This window comes from Streptomyces sp. NPDC006368 (genome assembly GCF_040612535.1).
In the GTDB taxonomy this organism is placed as follows: domain Bacteria; phylum Actinomycetota; class Actinomycetes; order Streptomycetales; family Streptomycetaceae; genus Streptomyces.
Window position 1 is genome coordinate 1 of record NZ_JBEXQK010000057.1, and the last position, 23,977, is coordinate 23,977.

Genomic DNA, 23,977 nt, shown 5'->3' on the forward strand with positions numbered 1-23,977 from the left:
GAGGGGGAGGTCTCCCAGCTCTACCACGCCCACCCCACCACCGACTGGCTGCGCGTCGAAGGCCCGATCCGGCCACGCGGTATCCAGCTCACCGACGTCGCGACTTCAGGCAAGAAAAACCCGATCAGCGGTACGTCCCGCCAGGGGGAGCAGCGGACCAACTTTCTTCCCCGGTGCCCGCCAGACGGGAAGCAGTTCCGGACGGCCCCCGGCCGCTGGGGCTGCGCCCGCTGGTCGTCACGCACGATCGCGAGGTGGCCGCCCGGGCAAACCGGTGGCTCACGCTGCCGGCCGCACGACGAGCCCTATGCAACTCGGGCCCGGCACCGGTCAGGACGGGAGCTTGCGGGGCGCCGGTCCGGCGCCCCGGCGGTCGGCCTGGTGGACGGCCCGGTGGGCCGGGCGGTGGGCGGACGGCTGCTCGGGCAAGCAGCAGGTTCGGCGCTTACCTGGTCTGGTGCTCAGCCCTCCGGGATGACCTCGTCCGCCTGCATACCCTTCTGACCCTGCACCGCGACGAAGGTCACCTTGTGGCCTTCCTTAAGACTCTTGAAACCGTTCCCCTGGATCGCCCGGAAGTGCACGAAGAGGTCCGGGCCGCTTTCGGGGGTGATGAAGCCGAACCCCTTCTCATCGTTGAACCACTTCACGGTGCCGGACTGCCGCTCCGTCATATCCACTCCCTCAAGTCACGTGATCAGGTCGGGCGTGCAGGGCGCCCGATGAGCTGATCATTCCCGATGGCGGGACGATGGTTGCGGAATTCAAGGCTCTGGCTGGTAAAAGTCGGGCTGCATGAGCGTGCCGACGTCGCCATGCGTTGCCTTTGATCACCGTTCGGCGAGGCGCCCTCGATCAAGGTTGCGTGAGACGGGACATCACGGACTGCACGCGCCGTGCCTCGGCTATGGACGATTGCATCCGTTCCCGCGCAGTCGATCGAAGTCCGCATCGGCACCTCGCGGGCCGGCGCCGTCGATCGCGCTTTACCCCACGGCATCCGTCAACGCCGTGGTCGCCGCGCACGCCGAGGTCGGCTGGGAGCAACTGCGCACGATGGAGAAAGGCCGGCTCTCCGCTCGCGGCGCTGGCGAAGTAGGCCGCCCGGCCTGACCCGGTTCGCTGTCCGGCAACGCCGGCTCTCCCCCGGCCCCGGTGGGAGGGGCGGCGGAGGCCCGGAACACGCCCGGCCGCGCCGTTCGCACAGCTATCCGGCCTCGCGGGCGGTTGCCCCTCGGTGTCGCCGGTGAGCCGGGCGGCGGGGACGGCGGCAGCACGGAGCCAGTCACCGAACGGCCCCGGCGACTCGGCAGCCGCGGCCGATGGCACCCCGGGACGGCGGGCACCAGGGGACGACAGGACGGCGTGGTCGGCGGCCCCGCGTTCGTTCCCCGCGAGGGACCGCCGACCGTCATGGCTTGTCCATGCATACCGTGCCCGATCCCGGGCAGCAGACATCCGCAACAGCTCGGCTCCCCCTCCGAGCACATCGGCCCCGCCACCATTCCCCGTGGCGGGGCCGCCCACCTCCAGCCCTCCCGTGAAGAAGCAACGGCGCCGTAGGATGCCAGCCCCGGCCCACCCCCGGCCTTCTGCCGCTCACCGCACGTCCCACCATGCGCAAGCGCACTCTGAGCACAAGCAGACCGAAAACTGAGTGATCAAGCATATGCGGGGCAAGGAAACCGCGTGTCCGCCGCTATTGCCCTATTGATGTCGCACGTTCGATGTGTGCTGCAGCACGCCGGTTTCTGCCTGGTCGACACGGCTGACAACGCAACACCCGGCATGCGCGTCAACGAGATCCCATCCGGAGTACTCGTACGCTGGACAGCACTGGGCGGGACCTCGGAACTGTACGGATCACACGGCCCCGGCAAGCCCACGAAGTCGGTCGTCCGTGCGGCGGTCACAGCCGTCCTGACTGGCCACGGGCTCTGCGTCATGTCGAGCGGCGCAGCCGACGATCTGATCGTCCTACCCTCTGACCAGGTTCACTTCCACACCCCCTAGCCGGGGCCGGCCGGCCCGCAATCTGGCTGCGCTGAACCGTGCGTGGAGACGGCGTCGGGTCCGGCCTGGGTGGAGGCCGGCCCCGACGCGGTGCGGTGCGGTGCGGTGCGGTGCGGTGCGGGGTTATCGGGTCTGGATGGCCTCGTCCCGCGCATGCGGGACCAGGAGTTCACCGACGACGGACGCGAGACGATCCGGCGCGGGAGCGCGAACGTCCGCAGCGCCGCGGACTGGCTGGAGGCCGGTGCTGGGCGGCGGATGACTGTCTACCCCTCACCACTGAACACATGAGCTTCAGTTGGCTGCCGGGCTGCTCGGCTCGATCTGTATGTGCTCGACCGTCTCCGCGTCAACCGGTGGACAAATCCTTCTCGCGCCGCGGGGCGGGCGGCCACCCGGACAGGGTGGCCGCCCGCGCGCTGTCACAAGCTGAGGTAGAAGCGCACGGTCGTGCCGTCGTCGCCGGTGTGCACGCGCACCAGGTCGGCCACGTAGTGGACCAGCATCAGGCCCCGGCCGCCCAGCTGGTCGCGCTCCGGCGGGCGGCGGCCGGCCAGCGGATCGGTCAGCCGGCCCGCGTCGCGGACCTCGCACACCAGTTGCCCCTGCTCGGCCCAGATGGCGAGTGTCCCGCGGCCTCCGCCATGGACCACGCTGTTGGTCGTCAGCTCCGCGACCGCCAGCTCCGCATCCATCAGCCGCTCCCCGGCCATGCCCAGCCGCGTCGCCTGAGCGAGAGCGAACTGGCGGACCGCCGGAAGGTCCTCAGCACCGTAGGAGAAGGCCGCGGCGTCCGGTGCAGGCGCAAGCGCCTGGTTGTACCGGTCGACGACCGCCTGCCAGTCGTAGACGTCGCTGACCGACTCACGTCCATCCCCGCTGATGACGATCGGGTGGGTGACCTTCGCATCAGCGATCACCTCCGCATCCAGCAGCACCTCGTCGTAGGGGCACAGGATCGTCACCGCCCGGCCCTCGAACGCGGCGTTGATCAGCGCCTCGTGCTGCGCGCACGCCGGGTACTCCACCGCGCTGCGTCCGGCCCAGATCGGCTCGCCGATGATCCGCACACGCCCCTCCGGGTGGGCGTCGGCGAATCCGCGCAGCACCTTGGGGATGATCCGCCCCGGGTTGCGGCCGGCCTCGGTCATGTCCAGGAACAGGATGCCCTCGGCGTCCCCGCCCAGACCTGCCTTGATCAGTTCCAGGTTGGGGCCGGGCACCGCCACGGCCATCGGCTCGCCGTTGGTCAGGCCCTCGCGCAGGAAGGCCACCGTCTGCTGCGTGTACTCCTGCTCGGTGCGGTAGAAAAGGGCAGGGTGCACGAACGCCTCGTGGGTGGTCCCCGTGCTCATCACAGAGCCACCTCGATCCTGTCCAGGCCCGGCCAGAACATCTCCAAAACCCGCGGCAGCTGCGGCGGGGGATTCTCCACCACAACCCTCCCGTCGGGCAGGTTCATGGCGGTGACCGCCAGCGCGGTTACCCCGGCCACGTCCACGAACGCCACATCCGACAGCTCCACGTACGACACGCCCGCGTGCCGCCGGGCCAGCTCGGACAGGGCCTGCTCCCAAGACGGGCGAGTGAGGGCGCTGATCTCACCGCGGGCACGTATCCCGGAACGACCGGGCAACGGACTCACCTCCAACGCGGCCCTCCCGGGCTCCGCCGGGGCGGGCCCGCCCACCGCATGTGGGGCATCCACGCTCAGACTCCTTCACATCAAGCCGCCTGCCAACCGTCCCGGCACGGGCAGAGGAAAAGCTCCTCCCGACGGGGCAGTGTATCCAGGCGGCAGACACGCCTGGTTCTGTAAAGCTGCCCAGCTCACCGCCTAGCCGATCCCCAAGGCCTCATCGTGGTTCCAGCAGCCAGCAAGTGACCCTCCCGGTATGGCCATCACCAGGGCGGTCGTCCAAGGTGGGGCGATGAGCGAGCTTCGACCCGGTGAGATCACTGACGAGATGCGCCAGGCCATGAACACCGCCCCGTGGCACAGATTCTCGAACGAACTGCGCGCCCTCGCGGCCACCATTCGGTTCGACGCCGAAGGCCGGTACGCCGGCGCGGAGCCCGGGTGGCGGGCCGGAGTCGAGTGGACGCTGCTGTGGGATCGAGAACACCGCCAGCCGGCTGACCGACGGCAGGCCGTAGGCAGCGGTGCCGGCGGGCGTCAGGGCGTGTCACCGGAGTAGTAGAAGCGGCAGCTGACGCCGGGGCCGGGTGTGCGGGGCTCGCCGGGACGCGGGTCGTACAGGGCACGGCCGCCGGGCCACCGCGACAGCTCGGTGGACAGGGCAACTCATGCTGTGCGGCCAGCAGGCAGGCGAGCGCAGCCGAGCTGGGGTACGAGAGCGACGCGCGCCCCCGGCAGCCCCAGATGGTCCACGACCACCGCACCGGGCCACAAAGCTCCCCCTGGAGTATGCGCGTCAACGGCCTGCCGGGAGGTTCCCGCAGGACGGTTGTGGCCGGAGGGAGGGCAGGGTCAGGTGCCACCAGTCGGTCAGGCGGTCGTCGAGGACGGCCGTACCCTCGAGGGCCTCGGTGAGGGTGCACAGGCCGAAGAACGCGCGCACCAGGGTCCGGGCCGTGCGGGCGGGGCGGACGTGCTCGTTGGCCTGCCCTGCCAGCCGGGCCTGCGCGAGCAGTCGCGTGGCGGCGGCGGTCCACAGCGCGAAGGGGTCGGGAAGGGGGGCCTTGATGACGGTTCGCTCGGCCCACAGACGGGCACCAGCACGCGCCACGGGATCCTGGGTGAGGGCATGGGCGATGTCGTAGCTGAGGGCGACGAGCCGTTCGAGCGGGGGGGCCGTCTCGTCTCCGTAGCGTGCGGCGAGCTGGGACCAGGTGGCGAACCGGTCCTCGACGACGGCGACGGCGATGCCCTCCTTGCCGGTGTAGTGGAAGTAGACCGCGCCGCTGGTCCGGCCCGACCTTGCGCTTATGTCGTTGACGCTGGTGGCCGCGTATCCCTGTTCAGCGAACAGTTGGGCAGCCGCTTCCAGCAGTGATCTGCGGGTTGCCTTCGCCCGTTCCTGCAACGTTCCGCCCGCCCTCGCTCTGTTCTCATGCCGGCCACGAATTTTAGTGCGCCGGCGTACGCCCGGAGCCTAAAGGGCACTTTCGTGCGGTAATTACGCAGTTCTTTCGAATGCGAACGCGTGCGAGTGGTAACGGACGCAAGGCGCTCCGGGTCCCGCGCGGCCAAGTACGCGTAACAACTGACGTGCGAGCACGTGGTGTTGACGGTCCCGACGGTTGCGTCACGGCCGTCGCCGCCGCGCGGTCATACGCCTGTTTCCGGCGCCCGTCGAGTCACCGAAAAGGGTTATTGCCCGATTTGCCTGGACGGAAATAACGTAGCGGACACTATCTTTCCGTTTCCTGCGGATACGGAAGTGCCGCATGCGTGCATGCGAAGGCATGGGAGGCCCCCAGTGACCACCTCGGACCACGATCTGCTCGACTGGTCGCCCGAAGCCGTCGTCTTCGACTGCGACGGCACCCTGATGGACAGCGAACGCCACTGGCAGGAGGCTCGCAGCCGGGCCTTCCGGGAGCACGGACTTCAGCCACCGCCCGGGTTCGCGGAGCAGGCCCTCGGCCTGCACTACGAGGACTGCGGCCGGCTCATGGCGCAGTCTGTGCACAAACCCGAACTGACCGAGGACCTGACAGCCGCGCTTCTCGACCACTTCCTGGCACTCGTCACCGCCGAACCGGTGACGATGCCAGGTGCGGTCCGGCTCGTACGACTGCTCTCCGGCAGGATACCGCTGGCGGTGGCCAGCAACTGCCCGAGGGTCGTGGTCGAAGGCAGCCTGGAACGAGCCGGGCTGCTCGCGCACTTCCAGCACCTCGTCGTCCCCGACACCGGGGACCGCGTGCGCCCCAAGCCGCACCCCGACGTGTACGCCGTGGCGGCCCGGCTCTGCGGTGTCCCCCCGCACCGGGCGCTGGCGGTGGAGGACTCCCTGACCGGTGTGGAAGCGGCCCGCCGGGCCGGCCTGCGGGTCCTGGGCGTCGGTCCCCGGCCGCAGGGCAACGGCGCCACCCGGGCCGACGGGTGGATACCGGCGCTGGACGCTCCCGAACTGCTCGCCTGGGCCCACGCGCTCGGCAGCCCGCGGGGGCCGCAAGGGCCCTGACAGCCCGCCGAGGCCCGGCAACGCCAAGCGCTCCCACTCCCCGGTGGACACGGACGGCGGCACGCTGGTGCGGCGGGAGTACGCTCCGCTGCCCCACAGAGTGCTGCAGGAAAGGGAACCAGCAAGGCTTCTGTGCTTCTGAGTTGAGGCGTTGGACACCTTTCTCAGCGGCACGGGAGCCCTGTCCGTCTCACCTCTCACCCCACGCCCCCGGCATCACCGATCCCGGCCACGCTGAAGAGGCTCCGCCGACGTGAACCCGCGGCCAGTCCGCCCCCCGGATTGCAGAGGCCCGTCCCGGTCCCGAAGCCATCGTCGACCAGTGGCTTGTAATGCGACATGCAATCTGCCCGGTGATGTAGCCCTGGTTGTGCTCGCGCGTGGCCTCGTAGACCCAGGCCCTCGGCGATGGCGGAGAGCAAAGCAGGTGAGCAGCCCGTCGTCGGATCCGCATCGGTGCAGGGCGGCCAGTCCCGGTGCGGATCCTGCGGACCGCCGCACCGGGCCGGGGCCCAGGAACGGGAACCGGGCCGGGTGGCCGGGCCTCGGGGCGGCCCGGCACCGGTGAGGCCGTGACCTCCGTCATCACCCATCTGGTCAAGGAGGGCCGGAAGGACGCGTGTGAGGAGTGGCTGCGGCGGATCATCCCCGCTGCCGCACACTTCGAGGGCCACCAGGGAGACAACGTCCTGCGCCCCACTGGCGGTGGCCGCGAGTACACCATCGCCCTGCGGTTTCGCAGCGCCCAGCATCTGAGCGCGTGGCTGGAGTGCACGACCGCGACCGGCACATGGCCGAGGTGGCCCCGCTGCTCACCGACACCGAGAACGTCGAGGTCCACAGCGGTCTCGACATCAAGCTGTTCCACGTACACCAATTCCGGCGGGCCACCGCGCTTCCCGAGGGGGCCGGAGGACGGTGATGCCTTGGGCGGAAAACGAACGCGTAGCGGGCAGCGAAGTCGTCGTAGACATCGACGACCCTCCCGCCGTTCGACCGGCCCCTTCTCCGGCGGCACCGAGTTGTATACCGCGCCTGGATAAGGGCCGTATTCAGTTGGCGGTGTCCCGCGGTCAGAGCGTCATGCCGCTCGCTGCTCTCGGCGGCGAGGGCGCCGTCGGCCCGCAGTCCGTGAATGCCGTCCGGGACGAACGGTGGCAGCGGCGATCCGGTAGCGCGTGCTTGGACCACGGCGAGACGCCAGGACTCGGGCTGAACCGGACGGTCGCAGTCCATGAAACAGGTGAGCTGGACCCCGCTGCACTGGGCGTCAGGCCACTCCCATCGGGCTGGCGGCGGTGCGACCGGTGCGCTGGATGGAGTCCAGCAGCAGCTGGGAATCGATGTCGGCCTGGCCCACCGCTTTCAGGTCCTCGTCGATCATGGCGTTGCCGCCGAACTCGATCACGACGGAATTAGCAGAAAGCGCAGCCCGGCAAACGTTACCGGCCAGAGCACGCAGCAGCAGTGCCGTGGCTCCGTCTCGCTGACTGCAGGACGGAAGCGCTGTTCCTGCGGCAGGGACGCCCACGGACTGGGGCCCGTGTCGAGGTCCTGACCTAGCACCGGCAGCACTGGGTGATCGCCCACGGCAGATCCGCACACGGCGCTCCTTCACACCCCGCTGCAGGACGGAGACCCGCTGGGCAGATACGCGGCCGTCCGCAAGATGGAGAACGCTTTTGGGCTGGAAGCCGAAGGGGACCGTCATCGAAGATGCCGACCGCTATGTGACATGGCTGCGCAGCACCCCAGTCACCGTCCCTCACTGGCTCCGGCCATCCGCCACAGCCTAGATGACCGGAGGTCGACCGAGCACAGTCAGCCGCCACACCGTCCGCCACCGTATGGGGTGCCGCGTACCCGCCAAAGGTTCGGGAGCCCTTGGCGAACTCGCCGAACCAAGCCCGCTAGACGGGCAGGTCCGGCCCGTCGGCGCGGTCCACCTGTCACGAAACCAGCGGCTACCTAATATCGTCGATGCCCCCGCCCGGAGTGGAGCTATGCACGGGCTCGTCAGTCGTCTTCCTCCTCTTCAGGGGAAGGCCGCGTGTAGCAAAGATCGAGAACGTACCGTTCTTCCGCGGGGCAAGCGGACCAAGCATCAGAGATTTGCTGGAGCGTCCAGTCGCTGAGCTGCTCAAGGACCTCGTCGTAGTACTTGCTTGCCGCTTGCCTGCCCGACCACCAGGCATTGCCCACGTAAACGCCGGGCTGAGGCAAAGTCATCTCGCCGGCCGGCCCGAGGGTAAGCTGGCTGATGACAAGGAGGCCGGTTGCCGAGTCGAGTGAGATGGCTGTGTGACCTTCCGCGTCGGCCGAGGGTGGCGGCGGCTTCTGCTCCCAGATTCGAATGCTGATGCGCACGGGAATCCTGGGCTGCAGGCTGTGGAGGTACAGATGATATCCATTGCCTGCTACAACGCTGCGCCTCGATTCCTCCCATGCCTGGTCGTCGCCGAGGTAAGCATCGGCGTCGTAGATTTCAAGAAGACAGCGGTCCGGACTCGCCGTGACGCTGAACTCGTGCACGGGCTCCATGCAGTGTGCCTCCAGCTTAGGGGATGATCTTCATGAAAAATGGGTCGCCGTCAAGTACTCGGTTGGAGATATACATAGCGTTGAGTGCTCGACCACCAGCCTCATTGTCCGTTCCCTCGATCAGTCTGACCGAGAAGCGGTTGTTTCCTTTTAGCGAGCCTTCATGGGTGCTGGCGAAGGGGTACTCGTCGCATTGCAGTCGGGTTCCCTTGTAGCTGCCCCATATCTTCTCGCATTCCTTGACCGAGCGGTCCCGCTGGAGGTCAATCTTCTTGGGGTCGATGAGGCGATGGAGTGGCTCCTTCTCGCCTGGTACAGACTTGCCCAAAAAGGACGGGAAGGTACGTTCCGGGCGCTTGAGCGCGTCGTAGATGTGCAGTGCACTCTCATTGACGGCTGGATCCTTCTGGCTCATCACGAGCTCGACGCGTGCTTGCGTGAAGACGGCACCCTTGTGCTTTCCAGCTGTGGGACCGGCGTAGTCGAAGCGGAAGTTGCTGATGTAGCTTCCTACTTCCACGTAGGGATCGACGTTGGGGGAGTTGACGGTGGTCGTCATGTCGAGAACGGCGAGAACCCGCTGCATGTTTCCCTGTGCGTGCTGCGGCCCCTTGTCCGGGGAGGTGTAGACGAGGGTCCATGAGGGCCGCGGGTCCCAGACGCCAAGCAGCTCATCACGCTTGGTGACGGTGGGCCCCGTCAGCTTCGCGTCGGGATCACTGGAACTGGCATCGATGGTCGTGCTGAAGTGCTGCCCCAGACGCCACTCTTTGGCGTCCTCATCGCCGTCAGCGGCTACCTTGATGTCCTCCACGCTGGCGACGAAGTCGACCTGCCTGGTGCCGTCGTGGGCAAATCCCAGCACCCATGCATCGAAGATGAGCCGTCCTCTGGTCTTCTCCTTGTTGTTCCTGTCGCGGAGCACCAGGTCGTAGTGACGCTTGTAGCAGTTCTCGAAGCGGCTCTTGAGCCACCCGGTCTTGGTCTTGGCCGCGGCTTCCTGCTTGGCGCACTCTGTGCGCAGATCCGCATCTTCGGCAGCGCGTGCCGACGGTTGCGGGTCTGGGGCGTGACCCTTGTCGCGCTGGAGGTAGGCGCGCAGAGGAACTGGATCGGGCAGGTGCTGCAGGTCCCTCGGGTGCACCGTCGCCGCGTCGACGAAGTGAGCGCCGGGACCGGTTTCTGCGGGAGCGGGCCCGGCATGGGCGGTGGCACCTATTGGCACAAGTAACACGGTGAAGAGACCGACAGCTGTGGCGCCGCGCGCCCAGCGGGTGACGGACGTGATGGCAGTCAAGGTCGCTCCTCGAGTCTGGGAGGGATGCGGTCCAGGCAAGTGCCCGCGGGGATGGGCCGTCGGATCAGTCGTGGCACATATCGCCCCAGCACGCTTCCAGCAGCCGGCCCCCGAAGGCTGAGTAGGTGGCCTCGAAACCGGCGTACGTACGGCCGGCGGGACGTAGGCCCGGCGTGGTCCGGGACGAGGTCACGTGCCATACCTGCTGTTCATCCGCGACGGCGGACCTTGCTCCCGCCGCGGTGACGGTGACGTCCCCAGGGCTGACATGAAACGTTTCTGCAGCTCGCGCGGCCACGTCATCCCCGGTGACGTACTGCCTCTGGTCGGTGGGGGCTTCGCTCGCCGGCGTGGCGGCGTTGCACTGCCGAATGGTCTGTACACATTCGGCCAGTCCGGGCACGGTGCCGAGGCAGCGGTCGGGCTCGCCCGTGAGGCACTGCTGGAGGGCCGTCTGATCCACGCCGTTGTACAGGACAGGGGCAGGGGCGGCGTGCCGCTGCACGAGCGAGGACGTGTTCGTGGCTCCGGCCGCTGCGGCGGCTGCCTTACGGGGTTTGCTCACCGTCCACTGAGCGAAAGACGTGTTGTCCGTGAGCTTGGCAGTGAAGCAGCTCGGTGGCTTCTTGGAAGCGCTGCATGCGGGCAGCGTGACGACCTTTGCCGTGTTCTTGGTGGCCACCTGCCGCCAGGTCTTGTTGCCGTCCATGAACTGCATGCGGTTGGCGATCTGGGGGACATCGATGTACTGGTGGCCTATGAGCTCCAGCCCGGTGTCGATCCGGTTCGTGGCTCCGGGGACAACCTTCAGCTGGTCGGTGGTGCTTCCGACGGTGTTGAAGTCGTACAGCACGTCCCACTGGTCGCCCGTGGCCTTCCGCACCAGCATGTAGGTGTGGTTGCGGCCATCGGGCTTCGCCGGGTCAACTCCGGCGGTGATCGCCTTGGTCTTGCCGCCGTTCTTCCCCAGCTCGGTCCATTTGGGCCCGTAGGTGTGCGAGGTCTTGCCGGTCTTCTCCGCGTAGAGCCCGATCTCGATGTTGTGGGCGAACGGTGACCCCTCTGTATTGGGAGTCAGACGGAGGTAGTTGGCCGCAGTGACCGTGGTGTTGGGCGTGTCCACCTTGTCGAAGGTGACCGGAACGTTTCTCCAGGTAGCGAAGCCGCCGATCATGGGCTCCCCGGGCTCGCTGCACGTCATCGCATACGCCTCGATGTTGCCGGCGTAAACCATGGTGCAGGACTGCTGCGGCGCGGCCGCCTGAGCGGGAGTCGCGTTCGCGAGCGCGAGCACGGTGGATATGCCTAATCCAGCGGCGCGAGCCGCGCGTGAGTTTCCTCGTGACGTGGGCATCTCTTCTCTCATCGTGATCAGTTCGTGGATGTGACAGGCCCGGTCCAGGCCCTCTCGCTGGGGTAGGACAGGGGACGGCGCCGACCCGTGCGGAAGCGGAGGAGTCGGATTCGCAGGCAGCACGGGCTTAGCCCCGTGCTCTGCTCCATCCACCGGGCCCAAGGGCTCTGCTAACCCGCCGCCGGCCTCTACGCGCACGGCTCATCGGCCGGCGGACTTCAGCTCCAGGCCGCAGCGAGCCCGTTAGAGGAGCGCCGTTTCAGGGGCAATGCTGCTGCCCCAGCGCGCGAACGACTGATGGTGCCCAAAGTTCATGGACTTCCCCCCTGCTGATCGATGAGGGCAGGCTCGGTGGTCAGCCGAAGCAAGATCCCCCACGGACACGATGACCGTAACCGCCCCACCAGTTCGGCTTCCAGTGACCAAGCCGAACATGGCTGGTATCGGATCGCGGCGCTGGAGCGCCTCGCCCCCCCGCGGGGCCACCTCCATCAGACGTTGACGAGAGCATGGCCAGAACCGGACGATGGTCCCGTCCGTTACCTGCCTCGGCCGCTACCTCGCCACGGCCGGCCGCGACACGGACGGGCCCAGCGAGAGCGTCGGGGATTCAGCAGCTTGGCCGATCGCGACGACCTGGCCCCACAACCAGCCGCCGACGATGACCGCGGTGATGCTCCAGCCGCTCATGTTCTTCCGGCCTGCAGCAGGCTTGTGCCTGAAACAGCCGCGTACCCGGACGTATCCTTCCGGGTACCTTGCCCGCCATGCTCTGCTCTCCCCTTCACCAGGCAAGCCACGGGTACAGCTCGCCTCCTGTCCTTACGTGTAGTAGCGGGCACTGACACAACCAGGGAAACGATCAGCAGCGGAGTCCTGTCCAGAGCAGGAAGCGGACACCCATGTCTGCGGTCTTCGATGCCTTGCCCGCGCAGGGCCCCCACCTGGTCACAGGCAGGATTCACGCCGCCAGGAGCCGACCGTCGTCGGCGTAGACGCACTGACTCGCGGCCAGGGATGGAATCCAGCAGACTGCCGACGGCCACGACGAACGGCGAGCACGTGCACCGCTGTTCGACATACGACCGTCGAGGCCACAACCCTGGAACCCTTCCATCATCGAGCTGTGGTCGCCCTCGCCTGCCTCCAGCTCTGGCCTGCCGTGCTGTGCGGGCACGACGGCTTCAGGAGCGGGGTCGCCACGTTCGGATTTCAAGGTGGATGATGCGCGCATCGGGGTGAATGCGGCCGGTTTCGACAAGCCACTGGTGGATTGCGACGGTGACATCTCCTGCGGCGCGATCGGTACGGCGGGCGAAATCCGTCGCGTCGAACCCTCCGGTGGCGGAGGAGCCGTAGGAGCGTTCTTCGGTGTGGTCGGCTCGCTGGATGACGTCGCGACGGATGCCGGGTGAGTCGGTCCGGCTGCCGGAGGGGTGAACGTAGGCGGTCTTGGCCAAGCGCACGGTGAACGCGAGCCGCAGGCGCTGTCGGGCAGCCTCGGCGATCAGGGCGCGCAGGCGGGTGGAGCCGGAGGCGATGGCCTGGGCGCCTGCGCGGCCGGTGCCGGTGCCGGCGGGGGTGATGAGGACTGATCTGGTGCGGACGCGGGCGCGGGTTCCCGATGAGGTGGTGCGTCGGGTGATGTGGGGGGCTGCGATGGCGGCGAGTTCCGTGGTGTCGGTGATGCCTGCGGTCTGGACCGCTTGGAGGACACGGGTCAGGGCCGGCACGAAGGCGGCACCTTTGTGGCGTGTGTAGAACTGGGAGACCAGGGAGGGGTCGCGGTCGATGATGCGGGCAATGTCGCGCTCGGTGAACCCGGCTGCCTGGAGCTGGTCGGCGAGCCGGGCGGCTTCGATGAGCTGTGGCGCCTGGACGGGACGACGGTTGCGGGGCGCATCACGCCTCCTTGAGGGCCGTGCGGCCGGCGTCGCGGAGGGTGGAGACGGGATGGCCGTTGTCAGATCAGCTGGTTCCGCAGTCTGTTCCATCGCGCCTCCCGTTGCCCTGCTCGGCTTGCGCGTGCGGGCGCTGCGCCACCCAGGTTTTGAAGTAATGGTGCCATTCACCACTGACATCAGCTCGCCATTTCCTGCCGCCACCAACCGCTCGCCCCATGCGCTCCATGGCGTCGGTGCCGGTGACAGGGGCGCCGCGGTCATGTAGTGCTCCCCGTGGCGGGGCGTCAGCGTCCAGTATGTCCCGGCAGTCTCCAAGCGGTCAGTAGCAGCTGATGTGAGCCTGTCCGGTGAAGGCAGCGGATGGGAAGTCTGCGGGCCTCAGTTTCCGCACCAGGCGCTCATGCGGTCGGCGACGTAAGCGGTGTGGGGCGCGAGTCCATCGCCCAGCGATCGTGCTTCGTCTGCGGGGAAGTAAGCGTCGAGGAGCCCGTAGAGCGGTGCCTGAAGGGACAGCCGTTCCTGTATGTGCCGCGTGGGGCGGTAGTGGACCAGGGTGTTCCTGAACCCTCCGTGGGCCTGCAGGATCAGGTCGCTCGTCGGGGCGGTGAGAATTTTCCTTCAGCAGTGTTCGCTCCGGCGGTCGGAGCTTAGCCCCGTACTGTTCGTCGAGCTTGCGCCGTCTTCAAACGGATCTTGCCCAGAGCAGGAATGACGCGAGACTGACCGCTGCTTCGTACGAAGTGGCGGTCTTGTCGTATCTGGTGGCGATTCCGCGGAAGCCTTTGAGCCGGTTGAAGCAGCGCTCAACGATGCTGCGCCGACGGTAGATCTGCCGGTCGAATGCCGGAGGACGGCCTCCGCGCCGGCCTCGGTTGTGCCGGTATCTTCGCTGGTCGGTCTTCTCGACGGCCACCAGCAGCACCCGGTCGGCCAGGGGAAGGCACCACGGCCGACCGCCACCGGAACCGTTTCCGCACCGTTCCCGGACCACCTTCAGCAGCCGCTCAAACCACCACATCCGCAGCCCGGTGAACGTCTCCACCCACAACGGCTCAGCCCCCAGCACCCCACCCATGCAAGGGAAATGCCCGGTTCACAGCCTAGGCGTCGTCGGCGCGCGGGGGCTTCGACACCGTGATGAGCGCCGGCTGGGTGACGCCCGTCGCGCGGAGGGCGTCGATGAGGATTTCGGTGACCCAGGCGGCGCAGTCCAGCGACCACTCGCGGGTGGTGCAACGGAAGGACTGCCCGTACCGGAGGTGGCCCGTCTCCGTCTCCCCGGCCAGCGGCAGCGCCAAGCCGGATTCCGGGGCGGCGTCATCGGACGGCTCCGGCTCGAGGGCGAGGTGCCCGTACGAGCGCTCCCGGACGGCCGCGAGGATCTCAGGCACCCGGCCGGGGAGGCCGGCGGTCTTCGTGCCGGCGACCGAGACGGTGAACCCGGCCGAGCCGGCGGGATCCGCGAGGGCGAACCATTCGGCGGCCGCCGCGAGGTCGGCGCGGGCGTCCCGTGCCTCGTACAAGGGGGCTACGGTGTGCAGGCCGGTGAGGCGGAAGCCGCCTACGCGGTGGAGGGCGTCGCCGAGCACGGTGGCCATCGGGAGCACGGGCAGGCGCTGCCCCAGCGGTGCGTCGGCGACGTCGACCTGGAGCCAGGCGAGTTGGCGCACCCGCTCGTCCTTCCCTGTCCGGCGGGCGCGCCCCTCTTGTCCCCAGTCGCCGCCCGCGTCGTTGTGGCCCCAGCGCACGCCGTGCGGCCCTGCGGCGTGGAAGGAGCTCCAGCCGTAGGCGACCGTACGCCTGACCGCGAGTGCGAAGACGTCCTCGGTCTCGGCGTCCACCCACGGGTGGAGGGCGAGTACGCCGTGGACACCCATGATCATGGGCGCGGGCAGGGAGGCTTCCGGCACGGCGATCTCCTCGGGCTCCACTGGGCGGTGTCCTGCCCCGGATCGCGGGGCAGGACACCGAGGTGAGGTCAGAACGCTGCGTCAGGGCGTCAGAACGCGCCGCACCACAGCTTCTGGGTCTTGGTGATGGCCTTCTCCGGCGAGTCGTTGACACCGACGATGTCCACGTCGATCCGGCTGCGCCACTGCACCTGCATGATGCGGTTCGTGCAGACCTTGCGGGCGGCGGCGCGGTTGGCGCTGCCAGTACCGGAGTACACCGTCTTGCTGCCGGTGGCGACGGTCTTCCACTTGTTGTCGCGGTAGTCCAGTGCCTGGAGCTCGATGGTGACCTTGGCCTTGGTGCCGGGGCCGCTGATCTTGACCCACCAGCCGTGCCCGGACGCGGCGGCCGGGGCCGTGCTGGATATGTGGACGTTGTCGCCGTTGGTGTAGAAGACGCCAGCGCTCGGAGCGCCCTGCGGCTGCGAGACCGCGGCGGAGTCCGGGCCCTCCACGCCGAAGATGGCCCCCTCCTCCGAGAGGTCGGCGGGCGTGAGGACCTCCGAGACGGCGGCCGCGTCCACCGCGCCGTCGAGTTCGACGGCGCCGGCGGGCGCGGCGGTGGAGAGGCCGAGAATGATCGCGGACGAGACCGCGGCAGCGGCTGCGAACGTGCGCATGTGGTGAATCCCCCTGTGGGCAGAGCCGCCCGAGGCGAGCTCTCATGTACTGGTCGCCCGCCACCCTACAGCCCCAAGCGGCGGCGCACGCAGGGGATTTCCGCACCGTGGATCACAGCGGGCCGGGTTCCGGTGCGTACGTGAGGGCGCGTACGTGAAGGGGGTGTCAGAGGAGGGTCCCGGCCTGGCGCACCCTGCACCGCGCCCAGCAGGCCGCGTATGAGACGGCCCTCGCCCCGGTCTGGTCCGTCGTACAGGATCTGCACCGTGAGGAGTTCACCCGCTACGCCCTGGCTGTCGCCGAGCACCGCGTGGCTCGCCACGCTGACCGGCCTGGCCCCGGGCAGCTCCACGAGGGTGTGTGGGAATGACCCGGCGCAGTGCAGGTGACCGGGACGTCGCGGCGTCGTTGGACAGAGCATCGCGTGCATGAACATACGACCCCCCGCGGATACGCGAGCGAGCCCCTGACCACATGGGTCCAGGGCGCCGACTGTTCGGGGCGCGGCTGCTATAGGTCGAACTCCAGGTGCTGGACGTCCGTGAACCGGACCTCCTCCAGGGAGCCGGCGCGGCGGCCGTTGTCCTGGAAGTACACCTCCTTGAGTCCTTCGGCCACGATCTGCTGGAGCAGCTGGTCGCTGGCGCCGGCCTCCCGGACGTCGAAGAGGCGGGCCGCGTACTGCGGGGGCAGGGCGACGGTCAGGTGCCGGACGCGGTCCTCATCCGTCGACCCGATCGGCGCGACGTAGCCCATGCGGGCCTGGGTATCGACGACGATGCCGCCGGTGGTGGCCGCCTTCTGCCGGGCCTTGGCCCTAATCTGCGGCTGCCACCGCTTCTTCACCTCGCGCTCCAGGCGCGCGGCGAGATCGGGGCGCGGCTTCTTGATCTGGTCCTTCACGTACCGCTCCACGGTGCGCTGGGAGACCCGCAGCATTGGGCGACCGCCTTGGTGCTCTTGAGCTACTTGACCAGGTAGCGCATCTGCGCGCCGGCCCACTTCGGCGCCGGGCGGGTGAACGCCTTCTGCACGGCGGCCTCCAGGCCGTCCCCGAACAGGCTCACGGGCGCTACTGCCCGAGGATGAGCGCCATTGCGGCGAGGCAGCCGAGGTGGGCGACGGTGAGCAGGAGCCATTCGAGGGCTCCCTCCGCCAGCGGTTGCGCGCCAGTACCCGCCACTCGTAGAGCGCGCACGACCTTGCGCGATCACATCTCGTTGGGCGGGACATGAAGCTGAGAGCCGAGCCGGGCAAGCTGGAGGCGCTGGCGGAGGAGGCCGTCGTCGCGGCGTGCACGCTGGCCGACGCCGCCGATCCGTCGCGGTGGAGCCTGGGCGCGGTGGAGGACGTGGCCGCAGCCCTCGAGGTCCTGGCCGGCGCGCTCGCCCAGCTCGACCCGGAGTGCGCGGAGATCCTCGCCGTCGTGCCTGTCGCGGCGGCCGCCGTCGTCGAGCGCGCCGAACAGGCCGGAGCCGGAACCAGCCCGACCGAGGCCGACGGCAGAGCGACGGTCGCAACGAGTGCGGCGCTGCGCCAGCGCTCACCGCTCAAGGCCTGACCCGGCACCGTGTCCACCAGCCGGGCCGGGGGACGATCAGCCCGGCCGCAGTCTTGCGCACCCGGTTACGTCTTCGCTGTTGACCGGATCGGCGCACACGTCGTCAAACGCGTTACAGCTACCCCCCGGCACGGGGTCGCTCGACAGGAACCGGCTGGTAGCCAGGTTGTACAGGCGCACGCCCATGAGCAGGAGGTTCGTCCGCGTCTCGGAGAAGCGGTGCTGACCGCCGTACCAGCCGTGGCGGACCGTACCAGTCCACTCCCTCCCGGACATCAGGTCACGTAACGCACTCTCAGAAGGATCGCCTCTTGCGCAGCACTCCGAACGCGAGCATAGCCATTCCCAGAAGTCCCAAGCCGCCCAAGACCAGGTACACCACATCACCGGTCCGTAGTCCCACCACAATGCAGACGATCGACACCACGAGACATACGACTGCGAAAACCTGCAGCTTGACCTTGTCGTTCATCGGTTCTCTCCTCACCCGGGATCTGTCGGGATTCGCTGCGGGAACAGCTGCTGCTGTCCTTGTCGTGCGGAACTCTGTCGCGGCGGCGGATGCGATCCGCCGCCGCGACAGAGGTTGTTATCGGTCAGTTATGGGTGTCCGCCTATACTCACCCGTAACTGATGATGTCCATGCCCGCGTAGCCCATGGCGCCGCCCAGCGCGCAGCTGCCGACTGCCGCGCCCACCGCGCCGATCCCGCCGCCAAAGACGCCCGCCGCCTGGATGATTCCCGTCTCGGATGCGGCGCCCAGGCCGGCGATGCAGCCCGTGGCGGCCCCCACGATGCTTTCGCTGTCGCTGATCACGTCTCCTACCTTCTGGAGCCAGCCGAGCCCCGAGGGGTCGATGCGGTTGACGGGGTCGCCTTCGGCGTAGAGGTAGGGGTTGGTTTCCTGGCCGGAGGGGTCGGGCTGGGTGAAGCGGCCGATGTTGGCGTCGTAGTAGCGGGCGGCGAAGTGGTAGAGCCGGTGGGGTCCTGGTAGCCGCCGGCGAACCGGTAGGGCTGGGCGACGGGTTCGCTGGAGCGGGCCAGCAGGCGCACGCCGCGGGGGCTGTAGACCTTCTAGGGCCTGGTGCGGAAGTGCACTGCTGGGCAGCTGGATCCTGTGGGTCGGTACAGTCGCGTGCATGCTGAAGCCAGTACTGCGTGTAGGCGAAGCGGGTGGTCGTACCGTGGACGATCCGACCGAGGAAGCCCTGGGTGACCTGCTGTCTGAGATGAACCTGTCGCACCGGTTTGTGATCCTGGAAAGACTCGATCTGGAGCCTGTGGATCAGCACTACATTCAGGTGTACCTGAATGACGACTACAGCTATCAAGTCGAGTACCGCGAAGGCAGTGCGGACAGGCACTACCAGGCCCATGTTCCAAGGCTCCATGAGGTGTTCGGCCCGGAAGAGTCGACCGCCAAGGTGATGATGGGCTGGGCGCACGATCGGCAGGGATGGCGGGAGGCGTTGCCGTGGGCCCCCATGCCCTTTCAGTGAAGGATTACAGCCACTCATTGATCGCCGCGACCAGGACTGTCGCCTCGTAGCGGACGGCGAGCTTGTCGTAGCGCGTGGCGACCCCGCGGTTCCTCTTGGCGCGGTTGATCCCGCACTCGACCGCATGACGCTCACGGTAGTCGGCCGAGTCGAAGCGCGGCGGCCGGCCGCCGCGGGAACCGAGCCTTCGGCGGTTGCGCGCCTGGTCGGTCTTGCCGGGGATGGTACAGCGGATGCCGCGGCGGCGCAGGTAGGCGCGGTTTCTGCGGGAGGCGTACGCCTTGTCCGCCCGCACCCGATCGGGACGGACACGGACTCGGAGGGGATACTGTCTTCGCGACCAAGCCAGACCTGGCCCGCACGATGATCGAGCGGTTTCTGGACGCCGGACATTACGTCGGCTGGGTCACCGGGGACGAGGTCTACGGGGCGGCAGCTCACGACTTCGTACGGCTCTGGAGGAACGCGGCATCGGCTATGTCCTCGCGGTGGCCCGCTCGGCCGAAGCGCCCACTGGCGCAGGCAAGTTCCGCGCCGATGCCCTGGTGAAGAAGGTGCCGAAGCGGGCCTGGCACAAGCTCTCGGCCGGGCCCGGCGCGAAGGGGCAGCGGTTCTACGACTGGGCCGTCGTCGACCTCGCCGAGGCAGCCCCAGGCCGCCACCAGCTGCTGATCCGCCGCAACCGCAGCACCGGTGAACTCGCCTACTACCGCTGACTACACCACGCCGACATCCCTGACCACCCTGGTCAAGGTCGCAGGTTCCAGATGGCGGGTGGAGGAGACCTTCCAAACTGAGAAGGGGCTGGTCGGGCTGGATGAGCACCAGGTCCGCCGCTACCCGCGATGGGACGTCGTCCAGCAGCGGAAGGAGTTGGGGGACGTCGTCTCTGCACACCCCTCCCACTCCCCTCAGCGCCGGGGAGAAGGTGAAGAGCGTGGCTTGGGACCTGGCAGGCTTCGGCCCAGTCTCGTGGCGCGCATCGCCATCTGAGTGTCGGTCGTCAAAGGTGGAGAGCCAGCCATGACCCGCGGCTCTACTCATTCTGAAACGAGCAGTTAAGCGGGCGTCTCCGCCAGCGGTGGCAGAAACACCCGCGCACCAGGTGGCGCACCCCTGCTACTCCGCTGTCGCGAGACACGGGGCCGCCCGGTGACCGAGATTGCCGGTGTGGGAATACGCCTCCCACGCCGAGGACGCAGGACCGGGCGGGTCGCCGGGGCTTCTCCGATCCTGACCGGTTGACGGCCATGGGCGGTCAGAGCCGCAACAGCACACCACGCCAGGTCCAGCCGGCGTCGAGGACGGCCTGGCGCAGGGGGTCCTTCATCTCCCGGGTCTCAAAGCGGAACGTCTCAACCCTGCGCTCGCGACCGTCGGGCCCCGTCTCCTTTCCCCACACCCGGTACACCGCGTTCGCCGGCCCGCGGGAGCGCTGCCCGAGGACGTGCTCGGTTAGCGAGACCTCCCACTGCTCGTCTACGGCCCGCACCTCGTGCTTCGCCGCGTCCAAGCGCATCCGGGTCCAGAGCCGCACGCGCAGCTCGGGAAGCCGGCACTCGGCCACCAGGTCGCCCTCCTTCGGCGTCCCGTTGCGTACGACGAAGGGGACGCCTGGACCATTGAGCGCCAGCAACGCTGACCGGACCTCCAGGGACGTACGCGGTGCTACGCCTTCGTCGGGGCGCCGAGTGCCGAAGTAGTTGTCCAGGAGGCCCATCGCTACGCTCCCGCCCCGGTGTCCGGGCGAACCGTGCGCACGAACTCCTGGAAGTCCCCCAGGGCCTCGTTGTGCTGGTCCGCGGTGGCGGTCAGGGCTAGCCGGATCACCGCCCGCCGGTGCGGGTTCAGGACATCCGAGAAGGTCAGGAACACCTGTGACTGGACGAGGTCGTGTTGCGTGTCGCCAACGACGCCCGAGAAAGTCAGCCGCTGGGTCAGGGCGGGCGCGTCTTCGAACCCGACCTCGCGGCGTTGGGTCACGACGACCGGCTCGACGACCTCGCGCAGGCGCTGCGCCGACGCGTCGGCGAGTTCGGCCAGGGTCGCCGAGTCCTGCGGAACCTCTCCGGCGACGGTGATGTTGGCGGTGAACCCGCGGTCCGGGTGCGGATGCACCGCGGCGAAGGCCACCCCTGGGACGTCGATCCCGTCCGGGGGCGCGGCCGGGAGCCAGCCCTCCGGCAGGCGGAACTCGATCGGTACCGGCAGTTTCATGGGCATCGTGGGCCCTCCTTCCACAGGAAGTACATCAGGACAACCAGCCGCCGACGGTGTCCTTGACCGAGCCGGCGGCGTCACCGATCGTGTCGACTCCGTCCCCGACCGTGTTGCCCACCGCGTCGGCCGCGTCGCCGACGCTCTTGGACACCTTGTCCGGGTCGACGGTGAACTCGAGTCCCACGGAGCCGCCGAGAGCGGGGGACCGTCCCACCTTGCCGCCCAACTTGTACACGCCGTCGTCGTGCTTCTCGAAGCCCCATTTGGCCTCCGCACCAGGACCAGCCCACCCCTCGGCCGTCGCGCCGAAGCCGATGCCGGCGATCTCGCCGCCTCCGGCCACGGAGGCCTTCCCTCCGGCGAACGCCTTCGCGTTGACGACGACGCCGTTCTTGCCCGCCTTGAGGCCGGCACTCGCCTCGGCGCCGGCGAAGCCCTCGGTCCGTCCATAGACGGCAGCGTAGGGACCATACTCGGCCCGGCCCTCGGCGAGCCCGCGGAGTCCCACGGACGCCTCGGCCTTGGCGTTGAGGCCCGTGTCGGTGAAGCCGAAGTTCGCGGTAGCCCTGGCGCCTCCGTAGGCATCGGCGACCCCGGAGAGCTTCCAGTCCCCGTTGGTCATCGACCCTTCGGCGTTGACGTGGAAGAGGTCGGCGGCGGCCTTGACCGAGCCCTCCTTGCCGTACTTGGGCCCGGTGACCTTGAACTCGGCGCTGGGCCCCTTCGCCGAGGCCGTACCCTCGGACGTCCATCCGTCGGTCTTCGTCTTGGCCTCGTCCGCCTTCGACGCCCCGGCCTTCGCCAGGTCCCCCTCGGCGTGGGCGTTGAATCCGTTGAAGGTAGCGTCGTCGCCCTTGCCGAAGGCGTCCTTGTTGCTGTCGACAACGGCGGCGCTAAGTGCGGTCTTGACGGCCTGGTCGGCCTCGGAGACGGCCTTCACACGGTCGTCAATGTGCTGCTGCCACGTCGCGACAGATTCACGAATGATTGTCTGACCGCCGGGATCGTGGTGGTATGCGCTGCGCTCGGCGGGTGTGAGCTTGGAGAAGTCGAAGGCGACGCGTCCCTGCTCGGAGACGGTCATTCCGGCGGCTATCGCATCGTCCCGGGCACTCTCGACTCTCTTCTTGAGGTCGGTGAACTGCTCGTGAGCGGCCCGCAGCAGGCTCGCGATTGCCTTGGCCTGCGCTTGTGCAGTCTGGTACTCGTAACGCGTCGCGGCGAAGTTCGTTTGGGCCGCGCTCGCGCTCTCGCCGAGCCAGGTACGGTCCATCGTGATCTTCTGAACGCTGTCCCGGTAGCGCTCCTCGACCTTGTGGAACTCGCCCGCCATCTCCCGCCACTTATCGGCGGCGGTCGAGAGGAGCCCGAAGTCAGTCGTCATGACTTCGTAGTACGTCAGCATGCGCCGTCCCCCGGAGAGCATCGAAGCGTTGCGCAGTCAGGCCGTCGTGCCGCTGCGCGCGTGACAGTGGTTCAGTACGTGCTGATGTCGGGCCTGAGGGCCACTGAACTGCTGACGCCGGTCGAGTTCGTACTCGCCGAACGTTTTCGCGGTGCCCCTGAGGGCGCCCTTCTCCGCCGCCAGCCGACCCATGAGAGTCTTGACCTGGCTGTCCCACGTGGTCTGCTCTGTCTTCGGACAAGCCGCTGACGCCCGTACCGCCCGCTTCGCCACCCAGGTCCGCCGCCTCGAACAGCGCCTCAGCCAAGCACTCGGCGAGCAGGTCTGGCGCGAGGTGGGCATCGGCGGCCCCGATGACACCGAGCAGCTCAAGGCCCGGATCACCACCCTCGAACAGCAGGCGATCGACCTGGAACTGAAACTCCAGGAACGCGACGACGACCTCGCCGCCGCCCGCGCTGCAAACCGCGAGCTCATGGCCCGGCTCAACCGCCACGCCGACCGCTCACCCAACCCGCCCGGGTAAGCGCACGCGCCCGCAACAACCCGGTCCCGGTCTCTCAGCGGCCGGGAACCGGGTTGTCGGGAACGGGGTCTGTGACGGATCCTGTAAGCCATCGCCGCATTTCAGAGGCATACCCGCGCTGTTCTGCCAGCGGTGAACACCGGCCCGACCGAGCTCGACAATCACTACGGTCCAGTCTCATGACGATTACGACGCGCACGGTCGAGTACCAGGCCGACGGTCTGACGATGATCGGGCACCTCGCCGTCCCGGCCGGTGTCGACCGCCGGCCCGCGGTGCTGCTCGGGCCAGAGGGCATGGGGCTCAGCGACGTCGAGCGCCGCCGGGCCGATGCTCTTGCCGAGCTGGGATACGTAGCGCTGGCCTTCGACCTTCACGGCGGGCGCTATTTGGGTAACCCCGAGGAGATGCTGGCGCGTTGCATGCCGCTGCTCGCCGACCCCGACCGGATGCGGGGCATCGGCCACGCGGCGCTCGACGTGCTGCGCGCCGAACCGCGGACCGACCCCGACCGGATCGCCGCCGTCGGCTACGGCACCGGGGGCGCCATCGCGCTGGAACTCGGGCGCGACGGCGTCAACCTGCGGGCGATCGGGACAGTCAACGCAACTACCACGGGCCGACCGGGCGAGGCGGCGCGCATCCGCTGCCCGGTGTGGGCCGGGGTCGGATCGGATGACCCGATCATGCCGCCCGCGCAACGGGACGCGTTCACCGCCGAGATGCAGGCCGCAGGCGTCGACTGGCGCCTCGTGGTCTACGGCGGCGCCTTGCACGCCTTCCACCACCCGCCGGTCGACCACCTCGTGGTCCCCGGCGTTGGCTACCACCCACGGCACGCGCAGCGAGTCTGGCACGACGTCGTCGACCTGCTCGCCGAGTGCCTTCCCGTAACGGAATGATCTGGTCGGCAATTCGCGATTCCGGGC

Annotated in this window: 25 protein-coding genes and 7 pseudogenes; 10 read left to right on the top strand and 22 right to left on the bottom strand. The window is 68.4% G+C overall.

Annotated features, from left to right (window positions below):
- Positions 1-461: 461 nt before the first annotated feature.
- Entirely contained in the window at positions 462-674 is a 213-nt protein-coding gene (locus ABZZ38_RS27935) for a cold-shock protein (RefSeq protein WP_356744904.1), read from the bottom strand.
- 1,444 nt (positions 675-2,118) lie between these two features.
- Between ABZZ38_RS27935 and ABZZ38_RS27940 the strand changes: the two genes are divergently transcribed.
- Positions 2,119-2,304, top strand: coding sequence for a DUF6192 family protein (locus tag ABZZ38_RS27940; protein WP_356744963.1), 186 nt, complete (start codon positions 2,119-2,121; stop codon positions 2,302-2,304).
- Positions 2,305-2,435: 131 nt separating this feature from the next.
- Here the strand turns inward: ABZZ38_RS27940 and ABZZ38_RS27945 are convergent, their stop codons facing one another.
- On the bottom strand, positions 2,436-3,368 hold the full coding sequence (locus ABZZ38_RS27945) for an anti-sigma factor RsbA family regulatory protein (RefSeq protein WP_356744906.1): 933 nt from the start codon (positions 3,366-3,368) through the stop codon (positions 2,436-2,438).
- The gene (locus tag ABZZ38_RS27950; protein WP_308019982.1) at positions 3,368-3,658 is read right to left on the bottom strand and encodes an STAS domain-containing protein; all 291 of its coding nucleotides are present in this window, start codon (positions 3,656-3,658) and stop codon (positions 3,368-3,370) included. Before ABZZ38_RS27950 ends, ABZZ38_RS27945 begins: the two co-directional genes overlap by 1 nt.
- A 286-nt stretch (positions 3,659-3,944) precedes the next feature.
- On the opposite strand from ABZZ38_RS27950, the gene ABZZ38_RS27955 reads away from it, so the two are divergent.
- The gene (locus ABZZ38_RS27955; RefSeq protein WP_356744908.1) at positions 3,945-4,211 is read left to right on the top strand and encodes a hypothetical protein; all 267 of its coding nucleotides are present in this window, start codon (positions 3,945-3,947) and stop codon (positions 4,209-4,211) included.
- A gap of 237 nt (positions 4,212-4,448) precedes the next feature.
- On the opposite strand, the gene ABZZ38_RS27960 is transcribed toward ABZZ38_RS27955, so the two are convergent.
- The gene (locus ABZZ38_RS27960) at positions 4,449-5,060 is read right to left on the bottom strand and encodes a ScbR family autoregulator-binding transcription factor (RefSeq protein WP_356744910.1); all 612 of its coding nucleotides are present in this window, start codon (positions 5,058-5,060) and stop codon (positions 4,449-4,451) included.
- A 396-nt stretch (positions 5,061-5,456) separates the two neighbouring features.
- Here ABZZ38_RS27960 and ABZZ38_RS27965 point away from each other — a divergent pair, with 396 nt between their 5' ends.
- From ABZZ38_RS27965 to ABZZ38_RS27975, 3 genes and pseudogenes are all read left to right on the top strand, one after another.
- Complete coding sequence (locus ABZZ38_RS27965; protein ID WP_356744911.1) at positions 5,457-6,167, top strand: HAD family phosphatase; 711 nt, start codon at positions 5,457-5,459, stop codon at positions 6,165-6,167.
- 572 nt (positions 6,168-6,739) lie between these two features.
- Positions 6,740-6,874 (top strand): annotated as a pseudogene (locus ABZZ38_RS27970) (hypothetical protein); the annotation flags it as partial.
- 53 nt (positions 6,875-6,927) lie between these two features.
- A complete protein-coding gene (locus ABZZ38_RS27975; RefSeq protein ID WP_356744965.1) occupies positions 6,928-7,089 on the top strand; it encodes a hypothetical protein in 162 nt (53 codons plus the stop codon).
- 348 nt (positions 7,090-7,437) lie between these two features.
- On the opposite strand, the gene ABZZ38_RS27980 is transcribed toward ABZZ38_RS27975, so the two are convergent.
- The 11 genes and pseudogenes from ABZZ38_RS27980 to ABZZ38_RS28030 form a co-directional block, all read right to left on the bottom strand.
- The gene (locus ABZZ38_RS27980; protein WP_356744913.1) at positions 7,438-7,575 is read right to left on the bottom strand and encodes a hypothetical protein; all 138 of its coding nucleotides are present in this window, start codon (positions 7,573-7,575) and stop codon (positions 7,438-7,440) included.
- 608 nt (positions 7,576-8,183) lie between these two features.
- Entirely contained in the window at positions 8,184-8,708 is a 525-nt protein-coding gene (locus ABZZ38_RS27985; RefSeq protein ID WP_356744915.1) for a hypothetical protein, read from the bottom strand.
- Positions 8,709-8,724: 16 nt separating this feature from the next.
- Positions 8,725-10,005, bottom strand: coding sequence for a NucA/NucB deoxyribonuclease domain-containing protein (locus ABZZ38_RS27990; RefSeq protein WP_356744917.1), 1,281 nt, complete (start codon positions 10,003-10,005; stop codon positions 8,725-8,727).
- Between the two features lie 64 nt (positions 10,006-10,069).
- Positions 10,070-11,299, bottom strand: coding sequence for a hypothetical protein (locus tag ABZZ38_RS27995; protein WP_356744919.1), 1,230 nt, complete (start codon positions 11,297-11,299; stop codon positions 10,070-10,072).
- 615 nt (positions 11,300-11,914) lie between these two features.
- Positions 11,915-12,049 (bottom strand): hypothetical protein, encoded by a 135-nt coding sequence (locus tag ABZZ38_RS28000; RefSeq protein WP_356744921.1) that lies wholly within the window; start codon positions 12,047-12,049, stop codon positions 11,915-11,917.
- Between the two features lie 494 nt (positions 12,050-12,543).
- A complete protein-coding gene (locus ABZZ38_RS28005; protein ID WP_356744923.1) occupies positions 12,544-13,524 on the bottom strand; it encodes a helix-turn-helix domain containing protein in 981 nt (326 codons plus the stop codon).
- 421 nt (positions 13,525-13,945) lie between these two features.
- A pseudogene (locus ABZZ38_RS28010) lies at positions 13,946-14,134 on the bottom strand (transposase); the annotation flags it as partial.
- A 33-nt stretch (positions 14,135-14,167) separates the two neighbouring features.
- A pseudogene (locus tag ABZZ38_RS28015) lies at positions 14,168-14,338 on the bottom strand (IS5/IS1182 family transposase); the annotation flags it as partial.
- Positions 14,339-14,363: 25 nt separating this feature from the next.
- The gene (locus ABZZ38_RS28020) at positions 14,364-15,173 is read right to left on the bottom strand and encodes a hypothetical protein (protein WP_356744925.1); all 810 of its coding nucleotides are present in this window, start codon (positions 15,171-15,173) and stop codon (positions 14,364-14,366) included.
- A gap of 89 nt (positions 15,174-15,262) precedes the next feature.
- Positions 15,263-15,835 carry a hypothetical protein gene (locus tag ABZZ38_RS28025; protein WP_356744927.1) on the bottom strand — a complete coding sequence of 191 codons (573 nt, stop codon included), beginning with the start codon at positions 15,833-15,835 and terminating at the stop codon, positions 15,263-15,265.
- A gap of 511 nt (positions 15,836-16,346) precedes the next feature.
- A pseudogene (locus ABZZ38_RS28030) lies at positions 16,347-16,903 on the bottom strand (XRE family transcriptional regulator).
- Positions 16,904-17,067: 164 nt separating this feature from the next.
- On the opposite strand from ABZZ38_RS28030, the gene ABZZ38_RS28035 reads away from it, so the two are divergent.
- On the top strand, positions 17,068-17,397 hold the full coding sequence (locus ABZZ38_RS28035) for a hypothetical protein (protein ID WP_356744929.1): 330 nt from the start codon (positions 17,068-17,070) through the stop codon (positions 17,395-17,397).
- Between the two features lie 295 nt (positions 17,398-17,692).
- On the opposite strand, the gene ABZZ38_RS28040 is transcribed toward ABZZ38_RS28035, so the two are convergent.
- The 3 genes and pseudogenes from ABZZ38_RS28040 to ABZZ38_RS28050 form a co-directional block, all read right to left on the bottom strand.
- Positions 17,693-17,869 carry a hypothetical protein gene (locus ABZZ38_RS28040; protein ID WP_356744931.1) on the bottom strand — a complete coding sequence of 59 codons (177 nt, stop codon included), beginning with the start codon at positions 17,867-17,869 and terminating at the stop codon, positions 17,693-17,695.
- A gap of 148 nt (positions 17,870-18,017) precedes the next feature.
- Complete coding sequence (locus ABZZ38_RS28045) at positions 18,018-18,215, bottom strand: hypothetical protein (protein ID WP_356744967.1); 198 nt, start codon at positions 18,213-18,215, stop codon at positions 18,018-18,020.
- Between the two features lie 24 nt (positions 18,216-18,239).
- Positions 18,240-18,466 (bottom strand): annotated as a pseudogene (locus ABZZ38_RS28050) (RHS repeat-associated core domain-containing protein); the annotation flags it as partial.
- A 71-nt stretch (positions 18,467-18,537) separates the two neighbouring features.
- Between ABZZ38_RS28050 and ABZZ38_RS28055 the strand changes: the two are divergent.
- Positions 18,538-18,897: a hypothetical protein gene (locus ABZZ38_RS28055; protein WP_356744933.1), complete on the top strand. Its 360-nt coding sequence runs from the start codon at positions 18,538-18,540 to the stop codon at positions 18,895-18,897.
- A 4-nt stretch (positions 18,898-18,901) separates the two neighbouring features.
- On the opposite strand, the pseudogene ABZZ38_RS28060 reads toward ABZZ38_RS28055, so the two are convergent.
- Positions 18,902-19,216 (bottom strand): annotated as a pseudogene (locus ABZZ38_RS28060) (transposase); the annotation flags it as partial.
- Between ABZZ38_RS28060 and ABZZ38_RS28065 the strand changes: the two are divergent.
- A pseudogene (locus tag ABZZ38_RS28065) lies at positions 19,210-19,746 on the top strand (transposase); the annotation flags it as partial. The pseudogenes ABZZ38_RS28060 and ABZZ38_RS28065 sit on opposite strands and share 7 nt — an antisense overlap.
- A 409-nt stretch (positions 19,747-20,155) precedes the next feature.
- Here the strand turns inward: ABZZ38_RS28065 and ABZZ38_RS28070 are convergent.
- The 3 genes from ABZZ38_RS28070 to ABZZ38_RS28080 are packed head-to-tail and all read right to left on the bottom strand — an operon-like array spanning position 20,156 to position 22,501.
- The gene (locus tag ABZZ38_RS28070) at positions 20,156-20,617 is read right to left on the bottom strand and encodes a hypothetical protein (RefSeq protein ID WP_356744935.1); all 462 of its coding nucleotides are present in this window, start codon (positions 20,615-20,617) and stop codon (positions 20,156-20,158) included.
- A gap of 2 nt (positions 20,618-20,619) precedes the next feature.
- The gene (locus ABZZ38_RS28075) at positions 20,620-21,120 is read right to left on the bottom strand and encodes a hypothetical protein (protein ID WP_356744937.1); all 501 of its coding nucleotides are present in this window, start codon (positions 21,118-21,120) and stop codon (positions 20,620-20,622) included.
- A gap of 28 nt (positions 21,121-21,148) precedes the next feature.
- Positions 21,149-22,501 (bottom strand): hypothetical protein, encoded by a 1,353-nt coding sequence (locus ABZZ38_RS28080; protein ID WP_356744939.1) that lies wholly within the window; start codon positions 22,499-22,501, stop codon positions 21,149-21,151.
- A 220-nt stretch (positions 22,502-22,721) separates the two neighbouring features.
- Here ABZZ38_RS28080 and ABZZ38_RS28085 point away from each other — a divergent pair, with 220 nt between their 5' ends.
- A complete protein-coding gene (locus ABZZ38_RS28085; RefSeq protein WP_356744941.1) occupies positions 22,722-23,048 on the top strand; it encodes a hypothetical protein in 327 nt (108 codons plus the stop codon).
- Positions 23,049-23,227: 179 nt separating this feature from the next.
- Entirely contained in the window at positions 23,228-23,950 is a 723-nt protein-coding gene (locus ABZZ38_RS28090) for a dienelactone hydrolase family protein (RefSeq protein WP_356744943.1), read from the top strand.
- Positions 23,951-23,977: the final 27 nt, after the last annotated feature.

What these genes read in the sequence shown, in the direction of transcription:
- ABZZ38_RS28090 (WP_356744943.1), top strand. Translation starts at nt 23,228, where the DNA reads ATGACGATTACGACGCGCACGGTCGAGTACCAGGCCGACGGTCTGACG.
- ABZZ38_RS28070 (WP_356744935.1), bottom strand. Translation starts at nt 20,617, where the DNA reads ATGGGCCTCCTGGACAACTACTTCGGCACTCGGCGCCCCGACGAAGGC.
- ABZZ38_RS28005 (WP_356744923.1), bottom strand. Translation starts at nt 13,524, where the DNA reads ATGACCGCGGCGCCCCTGTCACCGGCACCGACGCCATGGAGCGCATGG.
- ABZZ38_RS27935 (WP_356744904.1), bottom strand. Translation starts at nt 674, where the DNA reads ATGACGGAGCGGCAGTCCGGCACCGTGAAGTGGTTCAACGATGAGAAG.
- ABZZ38_RS27945 (WP_356744906.1), bottom strand. Translation starts at nt 3,368, where the DNA reads ATGAGCACGGGGACCACCCACGAGGCGTTCGTGCACCCTGCCCTTTTC.
- ABZZ38_RS28035 (WP_356744929.1), top strand. Translation starts at nt 17,068, where the DNA reads ATGAAGCTGAGAGCCGAGCCGGGCAAGCTGGAGGCGCTGGCGGAGGAG.
- ABZZ38_RS28055 (WP_356744933.1), top strand. Translation starts at nt 18,538, where the DNA reads ATGCTGAAGCCAGTACTGCGTGTAGGCGAAGCGGGTGGTCGTACCGTG.
- ABZZ38_RS28080 (WP_356744939.1), bottom strand. Translation starts at nt 22,501, where the DNA reads ATGACGACTGACTTCGGGCTCCTCTCGACCGCCGCCGATAAGTGGCGG.
- ABZZ38_RS27955 (WP_356744908.1), top strand. Translation starts at nt 3,945, where the DNA reads ATGAGCGAGCTTCGACCCGGTGAGATCACTGACGAGATGCGCCAGGCC.
- ABZZ38_RS28025 (WP_356744927.1), bottom strand. Translation starts at nt 15,835, where the DNA reads ATGCGCACGTTCGCAGCCGCTGCCGCGGTCTCGTCCGCGATCATTCTC.
- ABZZ38_RS27985 (WP_356744915.1), bottom strand. Translation starts at nt 8,708, where the DNA reads ATGGAGCCCGTGCACGAGTTCAGCGTCACGGCGAGTCCGGACCGCTGT.
- ABZZ38_RS28000 (WP_356744921.1), bottom strand. Translation starts at nt 12,049, where the DNA reads ATGAGCGGCTGGAGCATCACCGCGGTCATCGTCGGCGGCTGGTTGTGG.
- ABZZ38_RS28040 (WP_356744931.1), bottom strand. Translation starts at nt 17,869, where the DNA reads ATGAACGACAAGGTCAAGCTGCAGGTTTTCGCAGTCGTATGTCTCGTG.
- ABZZ38_RS28075 (WP_356744937.1), bottom strand. Translation starts at nt 21,120, where the DNA reads ATGCCCATGAAACTGCCGGTACCGATCGAGTTCCGCCTGCCGGAGGGC.